Source organism: Nicoliella sp. ESL1149, from assembly GCF_058107265.1.
In genome coordinates, this window is the sequence record NZ_JBYLUE010000002.1 from 191,901 (window position 1) to 213,060 (window position 21,160).

15 protein-coding genes are annotated in these 21,160 nt (G+C 32.4%); all 15 read right to left on the reverse strand.

Annotation, left to right across the window (positions count from 1 at the left end; translation table 11 throughout):
• Positions 1-810 (reverse strand): ABC transporter permease, encoded by an 810-nt coding sequence (locus AC3B6G_RS00985; protein WP_489848597.1) that lies wholly within the window; start codon positions 808-810, stop codon positions 1-3.
• Between the two features lie 19 nt (positions 811-829).
• A complete protein-coding gene (locus AC3B6G_RS00990) occupies positions 830-1,978 on the reverse strand; it encodes a CDP-glycerol glycerophosphotransferase family protein (protein WP_489848598.1) in 1,149 nt (382 codons plus the stop codon).
• A 72-nt stretch (positions 1,979-2,050) separates the two neighbouring features.
• The gene (locus AC3B6G_RS00995) at positions 2,051-2,929 is read right to left on the reverse strand and encodes a YitT family protein (protein ID WP_489848599.1); all 879 of its coding nucleotides are present in this window, start codon (positions 2,927-2,929) and stop codon (positions 2,051-2,053) included.
• A 111-nt stretch (positions 2,930-3,040) separates the two neighbouring features.
• Positions 3,041-4,834, reverse strand: coding sequence for an aspartate--tRNA ligase (aspS, locus tag AC3B6G_RS01000; protein ID WP_489849548.1), 1,794 nt, complete (start codon positions 4,832-4,834; stop codon positions 3,041-3,043).
• A gap of 8 nt (positions 4,835-4,842) precedes the next feature.
• Positions 4,843-6,138, reverse strand: coding sequence for a histidine--tRNA ligase (gene hisS, locus AC3B6G_RS01005; protein ID WP_489848600.1), 1,296 nt, complete (start codon positions 6,136-6,138; stop codon positions 4,843-4,845).
• Positions 6,139-6,415: 277 nt separating this feature from the next.
• Positions 6,416-7,048, reverse strand: a complete 633-nt coding sequence (locus AC3B6G_RS01010) for an HAD hydrolase-like protein (protein ID WP_489848601.1) — start codon at positions 7,046-7,048, stop codon at positions 6,416-6,418.
• 8 nt (positions 7,049-7,056) lie between these two features.
• Positions 7,057-7,503 carry a D-aminoacyl-tRNA deacylase gene (gene dtd / locus AC3B6G_RS01015; RefSeq protein ID WP_489848602.1) on the reverse strand — a complete coding sequence of 149 codons (447 nt, stop codon included), beginning with the start codon at positions 7,501-7,503 and terminating at the stop codon, positions 7,057-7,059.
• A 17-nt stretch (positions 7,504-7,520) separates the two neighbouring features.
• Positions 7,521-9,737, reverse strand: coding sequence for a RelA/SpoT family protein (locus AC3B6G_RS01020; protein ID WP_489848603.1), 2,217 nt, complete (start codon positions 9,735-9,737; stop codon positions 7,521-7,523).
• 11 nt (positions 9,738-9,748) lie between these two features.
• Positions 9,749-10,489, reverse strand: coding sequence for a 16S rRNA (uracil(1498)-N(3))-methyltransferase (locus AC3B6G_RS01025; RefSeq protein ID WP_489848604.1), 741 nt, complete (start codon positions 10,487-10,489; stop codon positions 9,749-9,751).
• Positions 10,490-10,495: 6 nt separating this feature from the next.
• A complete protein-coding gene (gene prmA, locus AC3B6G_RS01030) occupies positions 10,496-11,371 on the reverse strand; it encodes a 50S ribosomal protein L11 methyltransferase (RefSeq protein ID WP_489848605.1) in 876 nt (291 codons plus the stop codon).
• Positions 11,372-11,457: 86 nt separating this feature from the next.
• The gene (locus tag AC3B6G_RS01035; RefSeq protein WP_489848606.1) at positions 11,458-11,817 is read right to left on the reverse strand and encodes a hypothetical protein; all 360 of its coding nucleotides are present in this window, start codon (positions 11,815-11,817) and stop codon (positions 11,458-11,460) included.
• 130 nt (positions 11,818-11,947) lie between these two features.
• Positions 11,948-12,724: a DUF6198 family protein gene (locus AC3B6G_RS01040; RefSeq protein ID WP_489848607.1), complete on the reverse strand. Its 777-nt coding sequence runs from the start codon at positions 12,722-12,724 to the stop codon at positions 11,948-11,950.
• 127 nt (positions 12,725-12,851) lie between these two features.
• Positions 12,852-17,876: a CDP-glycerol glycerophosphotransferase family protein gene (locus AC3B6G_RS01045; RefSeq protein WP_489848608.1), complete on the reverse strand. Its 5,025-nt coding sequence runs from the start codon at positions 17,874-17,876 to the stop codon at positions 12,852-12,854.
• A 12-nt stretch (positions 17,877-17,888) separates the two neighbouring features.
• Positions 17,889-20,192, reverse strand: a complete 2,304-nt coding sequence (locus AC3B6G_RS01050; RefSeq protein WP_489848609.1) for a bifunctional glycosyltransferase/CDP-glycerol:glycerophosphate glycerophosphotransferase — start codon at positions 20,190-20,192, stop codon at positions 17,889-17,891.
• Positions 20,193-20,196: 4 nt separating this feature from the next.
• Complete coding sequence (locus tag AC3B6G_RS01055; RefSeq protein ID WP_489848610.1) at positions 20,197-21,153, reverse strand: hypothetical protein; 957 nt, start codon at positions 21,151-21,153, stop codon at positions 20,197-20,199.
• Positions 21,154-21,160 lie beyond the last annotated feature (7 nt).

The following is a 21,160-nucleotide window of genomic DNA, read 5'->3' on the forward strand; positions in this document are numbered from 1 at the left end:
TTAGATTAAATCAACAAAACGAGCTCTAAACTTATAGTGAAGATGTGATCCAACTAATAAGAAGAAAAGTACAAAAAGCCAAAAAATAATTGTCAATAATGGTTTTTGCCAGAACCATGTCTGAGAGAACATGGATTCACGGAAACCAGAAACAATATAGAAGAATGGATTTAATTGTAAAATTCTAACAAAAGCAGGTGGGAATGCGTTAGTTTCAAAATTAAATAACACTCCAGACATGTAAAAAAGCATTCTCATAACTGATTGTAAAAGAATCCGCCAATCACGAACCAGAACGGACATTGTAGAATTAAAAATGCCAAATGCCACTAGCCACATAATCATTGCAAAGAAGTAATATATCCATTGAATCCAATAGATATTAGGTAAGATACCACCTTTAAAGTAACCAATTGCAATTGAGAAAATTAACATTGTCCAAAACGAACTTAAATTACTAATAATCTTAATTGAAGGTAACACGCTAACTGGGAATTTCATTTTTGAAACCATCCCAACCTGCATATAGATACTTTTTGACGCATCCAAAGTAACACTGTTCATAAAGAACCATGGGGTGATTCCAATTACCATCCAAGATAGATAATCAATTCCACTTGTAGCACCCTTTTTTAATCCAATTCCGAACACTAACCAGTAAATACCAATTTGAATTAATGGATATAAGTATTCCCAAACTAAACCTAAGTAATGACTTTGGTAGTCTGATTTATCTTGATACTTAGAAATTCGGAACATAATTCCCAAGTTACCAACTTGTTCCTTTAATAAAGTTATAACGTCTTTCAAAACTTACACTTCCTTATTATCAATCAATATAACGTTTTATGACTCTTTTAGTAGCATTTCCATCATTATAAGTGTTCCATTTCTGATTAAATGTTGTAAAATCAGTTTTTTTATCGCTTATAATCGCTTTTCTTAACTCATTTAATTTAGTTATCGGCCGATTGGGTAACCATTTTAAAAGATTGGGTTGTAAGCCTGGTTTCTTTTGGTATTCATCAAGATCATACATGTAAAACAGCATCGAATTGGCATTCGGTAATAAACTAAAATCAAAAGCCACAGAAGAATAATCTGTTATTAAAGTATCAGTGACCGTTAGCAAATCTGCTGTCGTAATTTGTTCATAAAAATAAATGCGGTCACCACTGATTTGATGAAGATGATTCGACAAGTTATTTAAAAGTGGATGTAACTTAACAACTACTACAGAATTAGGATCTGCCATTAATGCTTGACCTAAATTATCAGGTGGATTGAAATTAACTTCATCACCATCTCGATAAGTGGGTGCATATAAAATAACCCTTTTATTCCTTAATTCTGGAGCAACACGATAGACACGTTTTCGTGCTGAATTGATCCATTTAGAATTAAAGAAACGATCAGAACGTGGATAACCTAAGTATTCCATTTTCTTTTCACTAACGTGATAACTGTTTGAAAAAACTGTTCCCATTAAATGTGATGCTACTACGTACTCATCAAAGGAGTTATAAACTTCTTGAAACCGTTTCTTATCACTTTTAGAACGTTGAATCGTAGTTGGGTCTCCCCATCCAAATTCTTTTATTGCTCCATTGGCGTGCCAGAGTTGGACAATTTTCATTTTTTTAGAATGAATCATCCCACCTAAAAATGCGAAATAATTATCACAGAAAACTAATTTACCTGATAATACAATCGGTAGTAAACGAAACACGAGATGCAAGCCATCATGAAACGGGTATGTTGTTACCCCATATGCTGCTAAATCAGTTGCTGCTGCTTCTATTCTCTTATCATATAAAACAATCATTTGACGATTATCACTTAAACTAGACGCCATTTCTTTAATTAAGTGTAGATTACTGCCAAAACTCATAATATAGATAACATTCGTTTTCTTTTTAAAAAAGCAAAAGCATGAAACAAGCCGAATTAACCATAAATATAATACTTTCAAAATCATTCCCCATTAAAATTTAAATTAAGAAAATTACTAAATAATTATAACACACTCATTAATGCGTTTTCAGGGACATTATTTAATCTTTGGTTCATAAAAACGACCTAAAACTTTAGTTGTTGCAGAAATTGTTACGAAAGCATGTTGATCAGACTCCGCCATTGCTGTTTCAAATTCATTCATCTCTGCTCTAGAAATAACGGTAAATAAAATCGTTTTTTTGTTATGATTATAAGCCCCTTCAGCATCATGAACAATTGTAATCCCTCGTCGGAGATGATTTTGAACACTATCAGTTACCATATGTGGATATTCAGTAACGATCATAACTTGAAGCAATTGTTGGCGAGTATACGTAAGATCAATCACCTTTGCATTAATAAAAATACCAATTGCGGAATAAAAAGCATATGGCCAACCATAAATAACTCCAGCGGCTACAACAATAAAAGCATTGAAAATGATGTTAACAGTTCCAATTGATTTCCCTGTTTTTCGTCGAACAACAATTCCAAGGATATCTAAACCACCAGTAGAAATTCCATTCTTTAAAGCCAATCCAGTTCCATATCCATTAACGATTCCCCCGAAAATTGCACATATTAAAGGATCACTAGTTAAAACAACTGGATGTAGCATTTTAATCATGAAACTGGCCAAAAACACAGAAAGAACTGTGAAAATTGTAAATAAATGGCCAATCTGTTTCCAAGCCAAAATAAATGTCGGAATATTAACAGCAAACAATGCTACAGCCGTAGGAATTACGAACGGAAAATATCTTTTGGTAACCGTTTCTATCAATTGTGATAAACCAGTATATCCTGAAGAATAAATATGTCCTGGCGTCCAAAAATAATTCATTGCTACTGAAACCGCGATTGCATAAATCAAAGACATTGATGCCCGTGATAAATACTGATGGCGTTTAAACAGCTTCTGTACATCATCCATAAATTCGTAATATCTCCTTATTAAAAAATCATGAATAATTATAACACAGCCCGACTGGCATTACATAAAACAAAAAAGACTGAACTTGATCAGTCTTTTTCATCAATTTAATTATTGTTTGTCGTCTAATTCATCTTCATTTGGAACGATCAAACCTAAATCATTTAATTGTTTCTTAGATACACGACCAGGAGCACCAGTAAGTGGTTCAGTAGCCTTAGAAGTCTTAGGGAATGCAATCACATCACGAATGTTCCCACGTTGAGCAACTAATCTAGCAAAACGATCCAACCCGATTGCTAAACCACCATGAGGTGGAAAACCATAATCCAAAGCATTTAAGAAGTAACCAAACCGTTTTTCAGCCCGTTCTTTTGTAAAGCCAAGTGCTTTAAACATTTTTTCTTGTAAGTCACGTTTGTGAATCCGGATAGAACCTCCACCTAATTCCAAACCGTTCAAGATAATATCATAACTTTGTGCATGTGCCTTATGAGGGTCTTCACCATCATTTAAGTAGTGTTCGTCACCTTCGTTTGGCATGGTGAATGGATGATGGGCTGGAACCCAACGATCAATTCCTTCATCGTATTCAAATAATGGCCAATCAACGACCCATAAGAAATCAAAGACATTCTTTGGAATCATATTTTGTTCTTCAGCAATTGCACAACGTAAATAACCTAATGTATCAGCAACAACTTTTGAACGGTCAGCTGCAAATAAGATCAAGTCGCCTGTTTTGGCGCCAGTACGATCTAAAATTTGTTTATCAATACTTTCGTCTTTAAAGAACTTCGCAATTGGACCGGTAAATCCATCATCTGTAACCTTAACCCATGCTAAACCTTTTGCACCAAAACGTTCAACATGTTCAGTGTACTTATCGATATCCTTACGTGAATACTTGTCAGCACCGCCGGGAACAGCAATTGCTTTAACTTGTCCGCCATTTTTAACAGCATTAGCAAAAACTTTGAAATCAACATCTTTAACAATATCAGAAAGATCTTTTAATTCCATTCCAAAACGAACATCTGGTTGATCTGTTCCGAAACGATCCATTGATTCTTGCCAGGTAATCCGCTTAAATGGACGTTTAACATCAACATTAATGGCATCCTTCATTACCTTAGCAATCAAACCTTCAGTAATGTCTTGGATTTGTTTAGCTGAAAGGAAAGTTGTTTCCATATCAATTTGTGTAAATTCAGGTTGACGATCACCACGTAAATCTTCATCTCGGAAACAACGCGCGATTTGATAGTAACGATCAAAACCGGCCCCCATTAATAATTGCTTGAACAATTGTGGTGATTGTGGCAATGCATAAAATGAACCCTTGTATAAACGAGAAGGAACTAAGTAATCACGGGCCCCTTCAGGAGTAGAAATGGTTAAATCAGGAGTTTCAATATCAATAAATCCATTCTTATCAAAGTAACTATGAACAGACTGCATGATTCGATTTCTAATCATTAAACCCTTTTGCATTTCAGGACGACGTAAGTCTAAGTAACGATACTTAAGCTTTAAGTCTTCTGAAACGTTAATGTTATCTTGAATGTAAAAAGGAGGCGTTTTAGCAGTATTTAAAATTTTAGCTTCAGTAATATCAACTTCAACTTTTCCAGTCTTCATATCAGAGTTAACTTCGTTCTTAGCACGAGGAACAACTTTTCCACGAACTTGAACAACATATTCACTCCGTAACTTTTCTGCTACCTTAAGAGCTTCTGAACTTGTGTCTTCGCTAAATACTAATTGAACGATTCCTTCACGATCACGTAAATCAACGAAAATTAATTTTCCTAAATCACGGCGTTTTTGAACCCAACCATCTAGAACAACTTCTTTTCCTAAATAGTCTTCATTTACTAATCCTGCATAAGTCGTACGTTCCATTTTCATCACTATCCTTCATCAAAGTTATTATCTACAACACTACTAAAGTTATTCATCACGTCATCAAGGGGAACGGTGATTTCTTCACCAGATTCCATCGACTTAACATGAACAGTATGATCAGCCATTTCCTGGTCACCAATCGTTAAGGTATAATTGGCACCTAATTTATTAGCCATCTTAAATTGAGCTTTAGGTTTTTTAGCCATATAATCACGTTCAGCGGCTAATCCAGAATGCCGAAGCGCTTGTACAACTTTAGAAACGACAACATCAGTATCATCACCAATACCGACAACATAAGCATCAAGGGAATTAAATTTAGGAAACATGAGTCCCTCTGCTTCCATTAATAAAACAAGTCGTTCAACACCCAATCCAAATCCAACTCCCGGAATCTCTGGACCACCTAATTCTTGAACTAAACCATTGTAACGACCCCCAGCACAAACTGTAGTATAGCCTTTACCAAATGCTTTTGATTGAACCATAATTTCAAAAATGGTGTGTGTATAATAATCCAATCCACGAACGATATCAGGATCAACAACATATTCAATTCCCAACGAATCAAGCATTGAAGTAACTTTATCAAAATGTTTCTTAGAATCTTCTGATAAATAGTCCAAAATAGATGGGGCATTTGATACGAATTCTTGATCTTCTGGTGCTTTACTATCCAAAACTCGCAACGGGTTCTTGTGAAGACGAACTTGAGAATCCTTACTTAATTCATCAAAATGTGGTTCTAGATAATCTAACAATGCTTGGCGATAATTCTTTCTAGTTTCTTCATCACCCAAAGTATTGATTGCCACACGCATTCCTTTGACCCCTAATTGATCAAGAAAATCTAATGCCATTGCAATCACTTCAACATCTAATTCTGGTGCATCACTTCCAAAGGCTTCTGCACCGATCTGATGAAATTCACGTTGCCGACCAGATTGAGGCCGTTCATATCTAAACATTGAACCCATATAGTATAGCTTTACAGGCTTGGGATAATCAGGTCCATAAAATTTGTTTTCGATAAAAGCACGAACTACTCCTGCCGTTCCCTCTGGACGTAAAGCAATATGCCGATCACCCTTATCTTTAAAATCGTACATTTCCTTTGTTACAATATCTGAAGTGTCCCCAGATGTCCGGGAATATACCTCATAATTTTCAAACATTGGTGTTCGAATTTCATGGTAACAATAATCAGAAAATAACATTCGTGCTGTATCTTCTATATATTGCCATTTTTCAGAATCACCAGGTAAAATATCCGCAGTCCCCTTTGGGCGTTGGTATTTCATAGTGCTAACCTCCTAATTATACAAAAAAGCCCTTGTCAAATATTTTGACAAGGGCGCAAAAAGCACGGTACCACCTTTTTTGGTTCTCTAGATAACGTCATTAAATGACGAGCGTTAAAAAACGCTACCTCCAGAAGTGTCTTCTGAAACATCAGAACGTCATCTTTTCACCAACCAGATGCTCTCTAAGCTACTGACTTTTCCTACTAATCTTCTTTGTACGGTTTTATATATAACACGTTTAGAATAGTTGAATTAGCAAAAAAAGTCAAGCTAATTAACTTTTTAATTTTGATTCAATATCATCGATCGAAAAACAAACTTCATCATTTGAAATATTAGTTCTAACCATTCCATTTGGATCAAAAAGATATGTTTGAAGATTTAATTCTTGACCGACTTGAACTCCAATTTCATCACTAACAATAAAGTAAGTTCCTTGATCATTACTTTTGATTTTGGTTAATAAATTATTCAAGGCCGTTCTTTCGTTATTATTACTGTTATACTCACTATTAATCGTAATCAATTCGAAATAGCCATCTTTTTTCAATCCATTTATTGATTCGTTAATAGGTGGTACGTCGAACCCAAATAAATAATTTGTCGATCCACTGGAATTCATTTTTTGCAAAAGATTTTTCATTCCAGGCATCAATTGAACATTATCGTAATTCTCAGCTAAATTAGATTGAAAACGTTTCTCAAATTTTGAAAAATTAAAACCAAAATTTGCACTAATTTGTTTTAATAAACTCAATAATGAATTATTTTTTAAAACGCTTAATTCGGATTCTGGATCAAACTCTAATTCATCAATATCAAAATCAGTTAATGTCGCTTCTAAAGAATCAATAATCAAATCATCCGTATTAAAAACTAAACCGTTTAATTGCCAAATAATATTCACAATCTCACCTATTTATTATCTGTATCAAAAATAATTGTATCTGGACCATCGTTTTCTAATTCGACCTGCATATCAGCACCAAAAACACCAGTTTTAACGTCATTTCCATTTGCTACTAAAGCTGCATTAAAATCATCATAAACTTTTTTTGCATAATCAGGTTTTCCTGCCTTAGTGAAGGATGGCCGGTTTCCATGCCGCGTATCAGCATAAAGTGTAAATTGAGAAACGGATAAGATGCTTCCGTTAATTTTATCAATGGATAAGTTCATCTTCCCGTTTTCGTCTTCAAATAGTCGTAAATTGGAAATTTTGCGGACTAAATAGTCAATTTCCTCTTTTCCATCACTATCTTGAATTCCCACTAATAATAAATAACCACGATCAATTTGGCTATGAAGTTCCCCATCAATCGTAACTTGAGCATGATTAACTCGTTGTAAAATAATTCGCATTTCTGTCTCCCATCTAATTATTTGAACAGACGTTTAATTGCATAAATATTATGAATATTCTTTAAATGATTCATCAATAATTCTACCTGTTGAGCATTGGCAATCATAATTTCAACTGTAACTAAGACCAGTTTGCCATCATGATCGGTCTTAGCTTCAATTGAGATCACTTCACGACCTTGAGAATTAATTGCTTGTAAAACGTCGTTAATAAAACCATCTCTATTGTATCCTTGGACTTCTAACGATGATTTATAAACCGCCTTTAAATTATGGTCATTAGCCCATTTTACGCTAATGATCCGATCATTCGTCTCAACTGCTCTTCTAATATTAGGACAATCAATCCGATGGACAGATACTCCCCGCCCCTGCGTAATGTATCCAACAATTTTATCTCCAGGAATTGGTGAACAACAGTGACTAAGATGGACTAATAAGTTGTCGACTCCTTCAACAATCACACCTTCACTCGATGCCTTTTGATTGCTCTTGTTTTCAACCCGTTGATGATTTTCTAGTAAATTCTTTTGTTCATTGGCTTGACGCTCTTTTTCAGCATTTTCACGCTGCTTAGAAGTCAATTGATGAATAATTCCGTCAGTTTGCAAATCACTAAAACCGATTCCAGCATATAATTGTTCTTCACTGTTGCAATGCAACTTTTTTACGACTTTATCAATGTTTTCTCTAGTTAAAACATCATGAAAATCATAGCCAGCTTCAGTAATATCTTTTTCTAGTTGTTGACGCCCGTGTTCAATTGCTTGATCTCGATCTTGTTTACGGAAAAATTGCTTGATTTTATGCCGTGCTTTACTAGTTGAAACTAACTTAACCCAGTCTCGACTTGGTTCTGCCGAATTAGACGTCATAATATCAACGATATTTCCATTTTGAATTTGATAATCTAGTGGAACAATTTTACCGTTTACCCTCGCTCCAGTTGTATGATTACCAACGTCGGTATGGATAGTATACGCCATATCTAAGGGGCCAGCTCCCTTAGGAAGTTCTAGAACATCACCCATTGGTGTAAAGGCGTAAACATGATCACCAAATAATTCCCCTTTAACACTGTCCATAAACTCAGAGGCATCTTTGTTTTCTTCCTGCAGTTCAATAATCTTTTTGAACCAATTCAAACGATTATTATCTTCACCGCTTTCAATATCACTGGATACGCCTTCTTTGTAAGCCCAATGTGCAGCAATCCCATATTCGGCGATTTGATGCATTTTTACAGTTCGAATTTGAATTTCCAGAAGTCTACCTTCAGGGCCAATAACTGTTGTATGCAGAGATTGATACATATTTGACTTTGGCATTGCAATATAATCTTTAAAACGGCCAGGAAGTGGCTTCCAATTAGCATGGATTGCCCCTAGAACAGCATAACAATCTTTCACACTATCTACAATTACCCGAATGGCAAATAAATCATAGATTTCTTTAAATTGTTTGTGCTTATCATGCATCTTATGATAGATAGAATAAAGGTGTTTAGGCCGACCATAAACGTCTTCATATGGAATCTTTAATTTATCAAGTTCTTTTTTTGTAATATCAACAGCTTCTTTAATGTACTCTACACGATAATTTCGCTTAGTGTTCATTAATTTAGCAATTTTATAATAATCCTCGGGTTCTAAATACCGCAAAGAAAGATCTTCTAATTCCCATTTGATTGCTCCAATTCCTAATCGATCAGCTAATGGGGCATAAATTTCCATTGTTTCGTTTGCAATTCTTTTTTGTTTTTCAGGCGGCAAATATTTTAACGTTCGCATATTATTCAAACGATCCGCTAATTTAACAATCATCACTCGGATATCCTTACACATTGCCAATAATAATTTACGATGATTTTCTGCCAATTGCTCTTTATGTGATTTATACCTAAATTGACCAAGTTTTGTTACTCCATCAACAATCATTGCAACGGTTTCACCAAACTCTTTTTGAATATCTTCTAACGTATATGGGGTATCTTCAACAACATCGTGCAAAAAACCAGAACTCACGGTTTCAGCATCCATATGCAAATCAGCTAAAATCTTAGCAACTTGAATAGGATGAACGATATAAGGTTCACCTGATTTACGGCGTTGATCTTTATGTGCATCAGCGGCAAATTCATATGCTTTTTTAACCATCTGAAAATCTTGATCATTCATATAACCCTTAACAATTTTTAAAACATCCTGCGAAGTTGATTCTGGTGTTTCTGACACGTTCTCATCCCCTAACTTAATTCACTAAATGCAGAAACTGCTGATAATAAATATAATGGTGCAGTTTCAGTTCTTAATATTCTTGGACCTAATCCAACTTTTTTTACGTTTTCAAATTCCATTGTTTGAATTTCATTTGGGGAAATTCCACCCTCTGGGCCAAAAATAGCTAATAACGATTGACCAGTTCTCATTGTGTCAATCACCTGTCTAAACGCACTTTTTTCACCTTGTTTAGCTGATTCTTCATAAGCAACGATTCTTTGATCAAAAGGTAATTCTAAAATATCCTTTAATGATTTTAAATATTTTACTTCTGGAACTATCGTTCGATGTGACTGTTGGGCTGCATTAACTGCAATCGTTTCTAAACGGGTTAATTTCTTATTGATTCGATTTCCATTCCACTTTGCAATGGACCAATCAGCTGGGAAAAAAATAATTTGATCAACACCTAGTTCAGTTGCTTTCATTGTAATTAATTCGGCTTTATCCTTTTTAGGTAATCCACATGCAATCGTTACTTTTATTGGAAGTTCTACATTATTATTTAATTCTTTCTGGATCTTCATTTTAGGTTGATCATCATTTTGAACTAATTTTGCAATATAAACATTGTGATTAGAATCAACAAACTCAGCTTGATCATCAATTTGAGCACGCATCACTTTTAACCAATGTTGTTTAATTTCATTTGGAACTGGAATCGTTTCATTAGTTGATAACGGTTCATTAAGAAAATAACGTTGCATCTAAATTTATCCTTCCTCTTTAACTGCAATCAATGAGCACCAATCTTTCATTAAGAAAATCTGGGTTACTTTAAAATGATTATCTTTTAGATGTTGTTTGATAAGTGGTAATTTGTCTTGAATAATTCCACCTAAAATTATTTTACTATCCTTTGCTAAACATTTTGACGCTTGGGGAATCATTGGAACCAAAACATCTGGAAGCATATTCGCAACTACAACATCCACTTTATCAGTTATTCCATCTAATAAGTTGTTTGCTTTTACCTCAACGTCTCGGCTAACTGGATTCATTTTAAGATTTAAAAGGGCAGAATCAACAGCAACTTGATCCACATCAAAAGCATTAATTTTGCCTGCTCCCATCCATTTCGCAGCAATACTTAACACTCCAGAACCAGTTCCAACATCATAAATTGACTCCCCACCTAAAAGAGTCGATTCTAATGCTTGAATAGTTAAAATTGTTGTAGGATGAGTCCCGGTTCCAAACGCCATTCCTGGATCTAATTCAATAATATGTTCATCTTTCGAGGTTGGTTTATAATTTTCCCACTTTGGCACAATAGTTAGATAATGGGTAATTCTAGTTGGATGATAATATTTTTCCCACGCCGTTTGCCAACTATTATCAGTAATTTGATGTGGAATAACTTTTGCAGGTGCCGGATTCAGACCATATTGTTTCAAAGAATCAACATGCATTTTTAATTTATCAATAATCTTATCTAATGAAACCGTTTCCGGAAAAAATCCATGAATTTGAATTGGTGCTTGTTGATCATCGATTTGAATACCACTAGCTCCAAATTCCATTAACATATTATTCACAGCTGCTTGAGCTTCATTACTTGTTACAACAATTATTTCTTGCCATTTCATTGCTTAGTATTCCTCCATCACTTTTATGTAAAAAGGCGCGAGTTGATTTAATTATATCAACTTGCGCCTTATTCTGCTATTTTTACCTATTCAGTCATTTCACCCTGTACTTTAGCTTGATTCAATTCACGTTCATTGGCTGCTTTTGCTCTTTTCTTTGCCAACTTCCGTTCATGTTGAAGTAAATGAGTCTTTAAATAAGTTAATAACTCATATTCATTTTTAAAAACTCGTGGATGTTTTTGTTTATGGAGGCGTAAATCGATTTCATTAATTTTTTGACGACCTGTCCAACGATGACCATATCTAACAATTAGACGGTTCTTTAACCGTTTTCGACCAAAATGAAAGACATATACATTATCTGGAACCATCATTGGTCTAATATAACTTTTTTTATAGTAATAACCATTTTCTCTTAAAAATTGTTTTGTTTGTCCTAACATCTAATCCACCTCCTCTTTATTTTAGAATATAGTTGTTAATATCATAATTGAAATTTTAAAAAAAGGCAAATCTTCTCAATATAATAATAAAAAGTCCTGAAAGAACTCCTCCAGGACTTTTCATTGTTAATTATTTTGCTTCAGAATCTTTTTTCTTAAGATCATCAGTAACTTCACCAACATTACCAACATCAATTGCTTGGTGTTTCAAACTTGGGAAGATCTTCTTATCGGACCAACCAGTAATTGCTCCTTGGAATAAGAAAGCAAAAATGGTTCCAATTCCAAAGTTCATTAATCCAAATTGGAATGCGGCAATAATAGCCATAATTGTAGGTGGAATATATGATAACCACATCGCTTTTACGGCATTACCGTTACAATACTTAAAACGTAAAATTTGCATTAAATCATCGGCTGGATGCAATGCGATATTTACACGTTGGTAAATAGAAATTGCAACCCCAATAAATGTGACTCCTAAGAAGTTCAAGAAAATATAGAAAATTATCATTCCAATTCCATGAGCTGTAGGAAAATGACTATCAAATATATTGAAGAAGAATTGAATCAATAGAGAGAAAGGTCCTAAGAAACAAATGTTTCCAATAAGGCGTTTCCAACTAAATTTACCAACTAAGATCATATTAACGAAGGTAATGATAAGACCTAATCCAAAGAATGCCCAAAATAAGGCTGCTGGATTATTCATACCAAAGATCATATGCCCTAAATTACTTTCAGCTGCAGTCCAGTAAGCTGAACCTAAGAATGCTGGATGAACCTTTGAACTTGAAACAAGGGTTAAAACGTTACCAGCAGAATTAATAATTAATGAAATGACAAAGTACACGATTGCACTTGTCATAGAAATGGTACGTGTAGACTTTGTACTACCATTTTTCATTTATGAATCACCCGTCCTCACTTTGTGAAGTTTTGTTTAATCAATCTTTTTTTAATGATTAACTTTATATCTATTATTATATATCATTGTGAAAATAATAACAAATAAATCTTTAATCTTTTTAAAATTATCTATTGATATCATTCAAATAGACCCAGGCAATTAAATGATCTTTTCTTACTAGAACATACTTTAATCCTAATGGTTCATTAAATGATGTCGACCTAATTTGCATTCCCTTTAGGACTTCGAACCATTCTTCTTTTTCATTATAGTTCTTGATGAAACCAGCTGAATCAGAATTTGTAAAGTCTTTATCACGTTTCCACAATATAGCTCCATCATGCAATTTAACCTTATCTTCAAGTCCCCATTGTTTCCAGTTAACATCTGTATCAGCATATACATTATCATCATTCAATAATTGTTCAACGACCCGTTGCGTTGCGTGACCATCCATCCATTGATCGTACTTATTAATAAATGATAAGTATTTTTCATTTAATTGCCAATTATCAAAGACATTATCTAAAGCACTAATAACTTCATCGTTTGTTTTAACAATTGGACCTGGAGCTTCTTTCCTAAAATCAAAATAGAACCCTCGGGTATTGTTAGCATACTTATCAAAGTCATAAGCAAAAAATATCATTGGCCGTTTTAAAATTGAGTAATCAAACATTACTGATGAATAATCTGTAATCAAAACATCACTAATTAAATATAAATCAGAGATATCTGGATAATCACTACAATCAATTGCAACACTATCATCAGACAAATCCAATTGATTAGAAATTAAATAATGAGCCCTAATCAGTACCTTCACTTTATTACCAAAGTGTTGCTTAATTTTATTTAAATCTAGATGTAATTTAGCAACAAATTCATCGTTTCGAATGAATTCATTATCACGCCAAGTTGGCGCATATAAAATTACTTTTTTGTTAGGAGAAATATTCAAGCGTTGTTTGATTCGATCAATATATTCCTGATCAGCATTAACTAAAATATCATTTCTTGGATAACCGGTTAGTAACATCTGATTAGCATCCATTTGAAAAGTTCTTTGCATAATTTGATTGGAATATTCATTAGGTGCAATTAAATAATTCCAACGTTTCGCATCACGATACACTTGTTGATGGTACTTAATCGCATTACTACCTGGCATCGTTACTAATGAAACATCTGTCCCAATTTTTTTCAATGGTGTTCCATGCCAAGTTTGAAGAACTTTTGAACCCTGTGGCACTTTCCAACGAAATGGTCGCCGAACATTAGTAACAAAATACTTAGCTTGTGCTTGTTTGAATATCCCCCGATACCCAAATCTCTTAATATAAGGTAGCTTCTGTTCTTTAAAATAATCAACTTTTTCAGGATTGGCATCCCAATATAATTTATATTCAGGATGGTTATCCCGCATATATTGATAAATAGCTTTTGGATTATCAGAATATTGCATCCCAAAGAAACTATCAAAAATAACAATTTTTCGTTTTGGAAGGTGTCTACCTAAATATTTTAATACTTTAGCTTGCAAGTCTTTGATCTTAAATAAATGCCAAAATTTATTAAAGATAATACTAGTTTCAATTTCTTGGTCTAATTCATTGTTATGGGTGTTTATAACGGTTTCAACTACTTGTTGTGTAGCATCCCCATTATTACCATATTCAGCATAAAGGTCATGGAATTTTTGTAATTTATCATGATAATCAGCTGTCAACTGATCAAAATTAGATAACCACTTAATTAACTCAGAATTTGTTTTAACGATTGGTCCAGGCATTTGACGTTCGTAATCAAGATAAACACCTCGATTGTGATTATCTAAATACCAATCTTTATCATATGCAAAGAAAATCATTGGTCTTTGTAAATGTGCATAATCAAACATTACAGATGAATAATCTGTGATTAAAACATCACTGATTAAATATAAATCATTAATATTGTTATAATCACTTACATCATAAACAAAGTTAGGTAGATTGTAAAAATGATTGGAATGAGCAACGAAATAATGAAGGCGAACCAAAATAACGTATTCGTCAGATAAATTCTGTTTCATTTTTTCTAAATCTAATTCAAAATCAAAGCCTCCATCATTTCGATAAGTAGGTGCATATAATACAACTTTTTTATCTACTGGAACGTTTAATTTATGTTTGATAGATTCAATATACTTTGAGTTATTATTTGTGTACAGTTCATCATTTCTAGGGAATCCAGAGCGAATAATTTTTTGATGATAATCAAAAGCATTCGCTGCAGTTTTAGCCATATAATCTGATGGAACAACCAAATAATCCCATCGTCGGTTTCGGCGAGCAAACGCCATTTGAATTTTACGGGGCGAGTTTCTAAAGTGGGGTTCATCAAATCCCATATGCTTTAAAAACGTTCCATGCAAAGTTTCGACTTCAATTTGATTCTTCCGTTTTAAATATTCATTTGGGAAGTTAGTATTTTGAAATAAATATTTAGCAGTAGCTAAATAATACCAATACTTTAATGTTCCAGTTCGAACTCGTTGTCCACCATGATCAATCGGGATTTGACGATTATTAAAGAACCAAACCGTTTTAATTGACGGATCATAGTTTTGCAAATATTCATAAATTGCCTTTTCATTACTACTGAACTGTGAAGCCCAGTAAGAATCAAAGACTGCCACTTTTTTCAAAGGTAAGTGACGCATTAGTGGATACAATAATGAAAATGATAATGCTCGCCGACTTCTCTTTTTATCAGCAAAGCCATAGAACGGTTGTTGAATTTTCAAATGCAATGATCCCTTACGATCACTTTCGACAGCATATTTAATAATATCCTTGTCTGCAAATGTTAAATCCTTTTTACCATGAATAAGTTCATTATCTATTTTAATTGATAATGCTCTCACATGACCATTTATCTTTGCATAAGCAGTTAATAAATAATTACCTGCTAAAACATTCAATTGTTTCTTTTTCTTATCAGTTAATTTAATTACAAAATTAATTTTATTATGATTTAATTTTATTTCATTATCTTCAGTTGTTAATAAGTATCGTCGTGATTTACTTTTATTAATTAATTCAATTTTAAAGCTATTTACACCAATGTTTAAAGGAACTACGTTAAAATCAAAACTAGCATTAAACGTCAAAACGTTATTTTTCATTTTATAATGTTGAATTTTAATTGGCCTGTAATTTTTAATTACATGAATTCCATCCTTCAAATTATAAATGAAATTGAACTGTTGGCTTTTATCAATTGGTAACGTTTCTTGAGCTTGTGTTTTGTCATAAAGATACTCGACTGTTTTATTCGTTGGTTTATGACGAAGAACGACCGTTAAATTTTGATCTAATAACTCTTCATTATCAATTTCAGATAAATCAAAATCAAGAGTTTTATCAATTCGAAAATTACCAACTATTGACATCTGTGCATTTTTTAAAATTGGTAAAATATTATTAGCATCAAGAACATTTGCATTAAAAATTAAATGCCCAGCATTTATTTTAGGAGCATTAATCCAGTTAACATTATCTGATCCAACGATACTAAGTGGAAATACACCAAAAGTTAATTCATTATTAGTGTTAAAATCTGTCTTAATTCGATATTTATCGGTATGAAGACCGTCAAATTTAGCACTTAATTGACGAGCAAAATCTCCAACAAATCGGCTAGCTTTAAACTTATTTGCAATGTTCCCATTCATTTTAATCATCCAAATTCCTGCTCCTAATTTATCAGCAGCCTTTTTGTAATTAAAATTAAAACGATAACGTGAATTGGTCCATAACCCATTTGGTTTTAAAACTCTTTTATATAATGGTGTCGTTTTCCGAGCAAAATCAATCTTAATTGCTTTATTATTTTCAATATTAATCAATTTAGCGGAAATTTTTTCATTATAGTTTTCATTTGTGCCAATCTTTTTTGTCATTGGCAGTCTACTAATCCGAAACATTCCATTTCCGTTTATTTCTTCAGATTTTAAATTAACATTAAGACGATTTAAAATCTGTTCATTTGGGAACATATTATCACAATAAGAAAGTGAATTTAAAACATCTGCATGCTTCATTGTTGGAAAGAAAAATTTAGGATGATGATTAAATAGTCCTTGTTTAAATTTACCAACATTTTTAACATAGGTGTACTTAGTCAATAATTGAAAATCACCGTGTTTGATTGCATAGTATTGAAGTTGTTGTTTTAAGGGAACTTCTTTAATCAAGGGTGAGTCCCATAAATTCCAATATCTTAAAAATAAATAAGTTAATTCTTGAACCTTATAAACATAATCTTCCTCAGCATTCCCAATTTCATCCAAAAAGATTGCTAAATCAAGAGTTAGAACTTTCTTTTCTAAAGTTTTATACACTTTTGAATCAACATCGTAACCTGATGTAATCAATAACTGACTACATTGATTCAAAGCATTCAAACGGTTTTGATAATTATTCAAGGCATTACGACTTTGAGTAATTGAATCACTTGTCTCACGCCAACGCCATTGATAAACGACATTTTTAATGGTTGATGTATTTTGAGATGCTAAATGAACCTCCAGCGTAAATGGAATATCTTCATAAATAATTCCAACTTTAAATTTAATCTGATGATCAATTAAGAATTGCCGATTGTACACTTTGTTCCAAACTGTCGTATCATATAACAACTCTGGAGCTCGGTCTAAAGTTAAATGATTACGATTATCCTTAATTGCAAAAGAATGTAAGTATGATGGAATGTCTTGTTTTAACGAATTAAAACGATTTACAAATCCAGCAACTACATCCGCATGGTTAACTTCAGCTGTATACATTAAATTAGTATATGCATCAGCTGGGACAATATCATCACCATCTACAAATGCAATATACTTTCCTGTTGCTTTTTCCATCCCATAATTTCTGGTGGTACTAATCCCCCCATTTTCTTTATGGTATGCATGAAAATAATCATATTTTTCAGCATATTGATCAATAATATCGCTGGTCCCATCTGTCGAACCATCATCAACCAAAATAACTTCTAAGCGATCTTTTGGAAAAGCTGTCATTTGAACTGAATCCAAACAATCTCTCAAAAAATGAGAGACATTATAACAAGCTATAATTACACTTAAATCGATTGATTCCATTAGCTCACTCCATTACTTATTTTCATCATTTTTAAACATTTTATTTACCACTCTTGCTGAAGCATGACCATCATCCCAGGCGTTAAACCTTTGATTAAACTTCTCATATTTTTCTTTATATTCTTTCTTAACGTTATCAATTCCCTGAAGAGCATTTAAAACATCATCATTAGTCTTCAATAAAGGTCCTGGTAAATCGGTCTTCATATCAATATAAAAGCCTCGCAAAGCACTTGCGTATTGATCATAATCATAAACATAGTACAAAATTGGTCGTTTCAAAATCGCATAGTCAAAGAAAACACTAGAATAATCAGTAATCAAAACATCTGAAATTAAATACAATTCAGCAATATCATCATAGTTAGATTCATTATAAACAAAATCACCAAATGAAGATGTATCAAGATGATTAGTAATAAAGTAGTGAGTTCTCAAAACCATTACATAGTCATCACTTAAATGTTTTCTAAGATTAGCAATATCTAAAGTTAAACTAAACTTATAATGTCCAGGAGAGAAGAATTGGTTGTCACGCCAAGTAGGTGCATATAAAATTACCTTCTTATCTAGTGGAATTCCTAGCTTTTGCTTAATTCGCTTAGCAATTTCATCACGATTAGGATCATTTAAAATATCATTTCTAGGATATCCAGATTTTAGCATCTTAGATTGGGGATACATAAATGCATGTTCAAAAATATCATACGAATATTGATTTGCAGTAACTAAATTATCCCATTGTCTAGATTGATTATAGAATGTTTTCTTGTATAAATGAGAAGCACTTGCAACATTATCCATATCAAATACCAATCGTTTCAAAGGTGTCCCATGCCATGTTTCTAAGAAATACATTCCTGGACGTTTAACGAACCATTCTGGTTGGCGCATATTAAATACAAAATACTTAGCTGTTGCTAAATATTCCATATATTTAAACCCAAATCTTTTTACAACAATCGTATTCGGTTGATCCTTTAAATCGTTTTTAACAGTGTCCATGTGTTCTTCATCAGCAATCCAAACACATTTAAAACGATTTGGATAATGCTTTTGAATATACTCATAAATATACTTTGGACTATCAGAATAATTTCGACCTAAAAATGATTCGAATAAAATCACATTATTTTTAACTTCACGTTTGGTGTATATCTTTTCATACATTGCTCGTGGTAGATTTTTACCCCGCTTTTTAACAATCTTATGAACTTGGCGAGTTGCAATAAGTGATTTCATTAATTTCTTAGCCTTAGGGAAATTCCCCTTTTCAATTGATTTCATAATACTACGACTAATTGGATTAATTTCACTAAATGCTTCACTATCTAATAATTGTAAATACTCTTGCAATAATTCAAACTCTTTATCATCATTATTACTAATATTATCTGAATCCTCAATTACAGCTTTATAAAAGAAACGATGAAGTGTTCTAATCGAATGTTGACCGAACATTAACTTTAACTGGGCATTTTTCAAATTTGAATAAGCCATAATCCAAGAACTAATCATTTTAATCCAACGATCTGATCTCTTAACTTGCGATAACGAAGGATCATTAATTGGGTCATTATGCAAAGTTAAAATATATTTATAGTCAGCTAGTCGAATAATCTGTTTGGATAAATCTAAAACTGAAAGCATGAACATCAAATCTGCATATAAGTCATTTTCAGCATCAAATATCAAATTAAATCGTTCAATTAAAGAACTAGCAATTACTTTTCCAGAAACGATTAAATCTGCATACATTCTATCAAAATGATTATTACCGCTATATACCCAATAACGATTGTTCAACCAATTTTGATACAATAGGTCATCAGTCATCTTATTAACATCTTGACTTAGATAATTAAAGTTTCTAGTCGTAGGGCGAGCTTTCTTCTTACCACCCCAATCAGGCAAGACATCATTGGCATGTTTGCCTAATTTTAGCTCATTAAAATAAGCATTTTCAGTTTCATAAGTATAATAATAATTCAAATCGATTATTGAATCATCAGATTGAGGTAATATTTTACTAACTGCATCGATTGCATCTTCAGTTAAGAAATCATCAGCATCAACAAAAACAAAATAATCTCCACTAGCGATTTTCATTGCCTTATTACGTGCATCAGCAACTGTATTCCCAGTGAATTTAACTACTTTAGTAGTAAAATTAGTTTTAGGTAAGTTTAATTTATCATTATTAGATGCAATAATCCATTCAAAGTCCAAATTTGTTTGATCATTCAAATTCTGAGCTAATAATGTCAATTTATTAGCATCACGTTCACTGCATGGTGTGATTATACTAAATTTCATTAGATTAATCCCTTCCTAAGTATTGATTAATAATCGAAAATGGCTTTTTTAAAGTTAGTTGGCGCTTTTCAGCAGCAGATAAATTATTAACAATGTTTTTTAGCTTTTTTTTCAATTCAACATTATTCAATTTATTAGTCATTTTAACCGCAATTGCCAATTCAGATATAGCAAAAGAATTATACTCACTCAATAAATTTTCATCCATAATGATAGGTTTATCATTAAATAATTTAATAATTTCTTTAATGAATTCTTGATGATCATCTGGACTTAAAATTAAAGTTGGCATTTTAACTTGAATCCAAGATGGAATATTAACAAGTTTGTCCACCATATACTTAGTAATCCCATTGTCCATTTGGTCTAAATCATTTGTTTTTACATGAAATAAGACATTTTTTCCTAAGAAATCAATCATTGTAAAAGCTAAAGCATGGCGTTTAACGGTATCTCTAAGTTGATATTGTTGTAATCCTAATATCATTTTTAATTCTAAATTCAAAGGAATATCAAATACTTCCGTATTAAGTGATATCCCCAATAAAGACTTCATTGTATCAATATAAACTTCATTTACTAAAATTAATTTATCTCCTAATTGAGATTGGAGATCTTGTTGATTATTTAAATAATCAGATATCAATAACTCTGCTGGATGACGATGAATAATTGTTTTCCATTGAAGCATTGCATTAGGTAAAAGTGCATCTCCAACACTTAAATTTAACCAGTAAGTTTTTTCATTCTGATTTAATTGAACATCTGAATAGTTATTAACCACTTGTATTAAAGAATCTTTTTTAACTACTTCATCTAAAATGGAACCATTAATTGAACTATTTTTCTTCAAAACTAATTGATATTTAACACCATTTTGTTCTTTAATATTTTTAAGAAAAGAACTTAAATTATGTTGATTTAAGTAATCATCGACTAAAACATTAATTATAAATTTCATTATGACC

Excerpts from the sequence above, each read along its gene's own strand:
- AC3B6G_RS00990 (WP_489848598.1), bottom strand. The coding sequence starts at position 1,978 with ATGATTTTGAAAGTATTATATTTATGGTTAATTCGGCTTGTTTCATGC.
- AC3B6G_RS00995 (WP_489848599.1), bottom strand. The coding sequence starts at position 2,929 with ATGGATGATGTACAGAAGCTGTTTAAACGCCATCAGTATTTATCACGG.
- aspS (WP_489849548.1), bottom strand. The coding sequence starts at position 4,834 with ATGGAACGTACGACTTATGCAGGATTAGTAAATGAAGACTATTTAGGA.
- hisS (WP_489848600.1), bottom strand. The coding sequence starts at position 6,138 with ATGAAATACCAACGCCCAAAGGGGACTGCGGATATTTTACCTGGTGAT.
- dtd (WP_489848602.1), bottom strand. The coding sequence starts at position 7,503 with ATGCGAATTATTTTACAACGAGTTAATCATGCTCAAGTTACGATTGAT.
- AC3B6G_RS01025 (WP_489848604.1), bottom strand. The coding sequence starts at position 10,489 with ATGCAACGTTATTTTCTTAATGAACCGTTATCAACTAATGAAACGATT.
- prmA (WP_489848605.1), bottom strand. The coding sequence starts at position 11,371 with ATGAAATGGCAAGAAATAATTGTTGTAACAAGTAATGAAGCTCAAGCA.
- AC3B6G_RS01035 (WP_489848606.1), bottom strand. The coding sequence starts at position 11,817 with ATGTTAGGACAAACAAAACAATTTTTAAGAGAAAATGGTTATTACTAT.
- AC3B6G_RS01040 (WP_489848607.1), bottom strand. The coding sequence starts at position 12,724 with ATGAAAAATGGTAGTACAAAGTCTACACGTACCATTTCTATGACAAGT.
- AC3B6G_RS01045 (WP_489848608.1), bottom strand. The coding sequence starts at position 17,876 with ATGGAATCAATCGATTTAAGTGTAATTATAGCTTGTTATAATGTCTCT.
- AC3B6G_RS01050 (WP_489848609.1), bottom strand. The coding sequence starts at position 20,192 with ATGAAATTTAGTATAATCACACCATGCAGTGAACGTGATGCTAATAAA.
- AC3B6G_RS01055 (WP_489848610.1), bottom strand. The coding sequence starts at position 21,153 with ATGAAATTTATAATTAATGTTTTAGTCGATGATTACTTAAATCAACAT.